Below are 3162 nucleotides of genomic sequence, written 5' to 3' on the forward strand. Positions count from 1 at the left end.
CCCCACACCCGGCGGCGACCCCAAGCCCGGCGCCGCCTCATGGCCCGGCGACAACTCGGAGTCCCACGACGAACCCGCACCCGGGTGCACGCCGCGTGCGGGACGGGAAAGACCATCATCGCGGCGGCCTCCGCGAAGCGGATTGTGCCCCAGGGCCGCATTCTCGTGGTGGTGCCGACCCTGGATCTCCTGGCGCAGACCGTGAAGGCGTGGAGCGGTGCCGTCCGCCACCGGCCCAGGGCGTCACGCGTCCCTCACTCCCGGACGACGACGGGCCCGGCCACTCCCCCCACCACGCTGCGGAACGCGACCTCCCCGCGCTGGGTTCCGGTCACCTCCACCGCGATCCCGCCGGGAACGCCGCCCAAGGGCGTCCCGGCCGCGGAGACTTCGCGTGCGTCGATCCAGCACGGCGCGTCGAACTCGACGTACCGGGACGTGACCATGTCCGTGGTGAGCGGGCACCACGACCGGGCGCCCGCGCCCGCGACGACGGCGTGCGCGGCCTGCTGGCTCGCCTCCATGATCACGAGGCCGGGCACGTGGTCGACCGGGTGGTCCATCAGTGCCGGATTCCCGGTGTCGGCGATCAGCACCCAGCGGTCCGGGTTGCCCGAAGCGCCGAGCACCACCTCGTCCGCCGTGCTCCGCCCGGCCACCGTCGCCCCGACCGGCGACGGCATGACCCCGGGCCGTGCGGACAGGAACGGACCGCGCAGCCGCTGGTAGACCCGCTCCGACACCCAGGAGAATCCGGACTCGCTCGTGACGAAGACGGTTCCGTGCTGCTCCAGGGTGATCGCTATCCGGATGCCGTTGCGCCCCGTCCAGGTGCAGACCGCCTCCGCGCGGACCGGCGACCGGTCCGTCGCGCGGCGGGGATCGGCCGCGTAGGACATGCCGCTCATCAGGAACTGGTACGCGGAGCTGATCCCGAACTCTGTGTGTGCGAGGCCGAGTCCGATCTGTCGCAGAGTCTGCGCGATCAGCATGTGGTGGTGCACACTGCCGAGTGCGGGTCCGAAGAAGACGTGCTGTCCGGCCCAGTCGATGTCGAGCGCGTAGGCGTTCTCGGCCAGTCGGTGACGGCCGCGGATCAGCACGTCGTCCGGCTGGACGCGGTGGGCGTCCGCCGGGCGGACCGCGGGCGCGTTGCCGGGTGCTCCCCTTCCGGGCACCGGGACGGACGGGGCGTGGTGGTGCGTGACGATGTGGTGCATGTGCTCCCCCCAGGGATGAATGCGCACGTGTTCGGTGGTGTTCTGGTGCGAATACGGAGCAATGAGCCGGGTCCTCAAAGAGGAGGACCGCACGGGCCGTTGGGGGCGGGGAGCGTGGCCGGGAGCACGGCCGCGGGCGCCGCCTCAACTGGAGGCCGCCGCGAACGGTGCCATAGAATACGGACCAGCCGGTTTCTTGAGGGGAACGTGCCGGAGGCACTGAGCCCGGTCAGGCGCATCGTCAGGAGATCCCGAATGGCACGGCAGGAGCGCGCGATCAGGACGCGCAACGCAGTACTGACGGCCGCCGCGGCGGTCTTCGCCGAGCGCGGCTACGAGGCCGCGACGATCCAGGAGATCCTGGAACGGGCCGCGGTGACCAAGGGCGCGCTCTACTTCCACTTCCCCTCCAAGGAAGATTTGGCACGAGGCGTTCTGGACCACGCGGTGACCGAACCGCCCCCCGAACAACCGCTGAAGCTGCAGTCCTTCGTGGACATGGGGCTGATCCTCGCGCACCGGCTGCCGAGGGAGCCACTGTTGCGGGGTGCCGCGCGCATCGCCGCCGACCAGAGCAACCAGCGCTTCTTCGGCAAGCCGTGGCACGACTGGGTGATGCTGACGAGTCAGCAGATCGTCGCAGCTCAAGGACAGGGTGAGGTCCTGCCGCACGTCGATCCCGAGCGGACCGCCCAGACGATGGTCGGCTCCTTCACCGGAATCCAGCTGATGTCCCAAGCCGCCACCGAGATGGCCGACTTCGAGGAGCGCATCTCCCTCCTCTACGACCTGGTGCTGCCCAGCATCGCGGTGCCCGGCGTCCTCGGCCGGCTCGACACCCGGCCCGAGCGCGGCGCCCGCGCCTTCGCGGAGGCCCGCGCCGCCGCCGAGGGCGACGATCCCGCGGACTCCGGACAGCCCGGCGTCTTCGGTACGGGCAGGCCGGCGGCGCGCACGGCCTGATCCCGGACGCAGCTACCCGCCCCCCGGCGCGGACCCCCCTCCGCTCTCCGGGCCGCGGTCCGAGCGCGGCCAGACGTACGGCAGATCCTCCGGGGCCTCGGGGAAGAGCGGCCGGTAGCGCTCCGGGTCCTTGCGCACGAGGGCGGAGCCATGGCTCAGGTGGAACGCCTCGTCGCCGAGCCAGGGCGGCAGCTCGCCCGCCGCCGCCAGATCCTCCTCGCTCCGGACCAGGACCCGGTCACGCCCGCGGAACGCGGCGAGGTCCGCCGACAGGGTCGCCGCGCAGGTGTCCGCCCGGCCCGTCCCGGTCCATGCCCCGCAGACGTCGAGCCCGTACCGCACCAGCGCCTCCTCGTACCCGGCCCACATCCGGACGGCGGGATGCCGGCGCCAGCCGTAGCCGGGCACCGTGAGCCCGCGCAGCACCTGAATCGCCTCCACCCGTTGCTTCCCGAGGCGGCGGTCGTCGAGTGCGCGCGCACTGCGGCGGAAGTCCGGGTACGGCAGGAACGTCTGCATGGAGAGCGTGTACCGCGCCCGCGGCCGGCGGCACCCGTCGCGGCGCCCTTTCATCCGACTGCGGGGCAGGGCGCGTAAACGGATTCACCCGGGCCGCCCCGGGTACGCGAAGTGGCGGCGCATCCGCGCTCCGGCAACCATGGGCACGTCGAACGGAGAACTCAGATGACCGACCGCAGGCCGGAAGGCCCCGTGTACACCGGCGCCTCGGGAAGCCCGCCGCCGGTCCCCGCCGACATGCCCGACCAGCAGGTGCAGGAGGGCGAGGACGCCCTGGACGTCCCTCCGCCGCCCTGGGTGGAGCAGCCGGACGACAGCTCCGAGGAGGCCGACCCCGACGAGGCCGGCGCGGGCGCACACGCCGCCCGCAACGCGGGCGTCCACCCGGAACACCCGACCCCGGACGAGTCCACGGGCTGAGCCGCTTCCGCCCGACGGCCGTGCCCCACCCCCGGGGTGG

General features: G+C 72.8%; 4 protein-coding genes and 1 pseudogene. 3 read left to right on the top strand and 2 right to left on the bottom strand.

The window, feature by feature from the left end:
• Positions 1-39 precede the first annotated feature (39 nt).
• Positions 40-156, top strand: a pseudogene (locus ACFWEP_RS33490) (hypothetical protein); the annotation flags it as partial.
• A 98-nt stretch (positions 157-254) separates the two neighbouring features.
• On the opposite strand, the gene ACFWEP_RS33495 reads toward ACFWEP_RS33490, so the two are convergent.
• Positions 255-1220 (bottom strand): ScbA/BarX family gamma-butyrolactone biosynthesis protein, encoded by a 966-nt coding sequence (locus tag ACFWEP_RS33495; RefSeq protein WP_387375897.1) that lies wholly within the window; start codon positions 1218-1220, stop codon positions 255-257.
• Positions 1221-1475: 255 nt separating this feature from the next.
• Between ACFWEP_RS33495 and ACFWEP_RS33500 the strand changes: the two genes are divergently transcribed.
• Positions 1476-2183 carry a ScbR family autoregulator-binding transcription factor gene (locus ACFWEP_RS33500; RefSeq protein WP_387375899.1) on the top strand — a complete coding sequence of 236 codons (708 nt, stop codon included), beginning with the start codon at positions 1476-1478 and terminating at the stop codon, positions 2181-2183.
• A 12-nt stretch (positions 2184-2195) separates the two neighbouring features.
• Here the strand turns inward: ACFWEP_RS33500 and ACFWEP_RS33505 are convergent, their stop codons facing one another.
• Positions 2196-2702 (bottom strand): MSMEG_6728 family protein, encoded by a 507-nt coding sequence (locus tag ACFWEP_RS33505; RefSeq protein ID WP_387375901.1) that lies wholly within the window; start codon positions 2700-2702, stop codon positions 2196-2198.
• 165 nt (positions 2703-2867) lie between these two features.
• Between ACFWEP_RS33505 and ACFWEP_RS33510 the strand changes: the two genes are divergently transcribed.
• A complete protein-coding gene (locus ACFWEP_RS33510) occupies positions 2868-3122 on the top strand; it encodes a hypothetical protein (RefSeq protein WP_387375903.1) in 255 nt (84 codons plus the stop codon).
• Positions 3123-3162 lie beyond the last annotated feature (40 nt).

The sequence above is a fragment of the Streptomyces sp. NPDC060198 genome, from assembly GCF_042728415.1.
GTDB lineage: Bacteria > Actinomycetota > Actinomycetes > Streptomycetales > Streptomycetaceae > Streptomyces.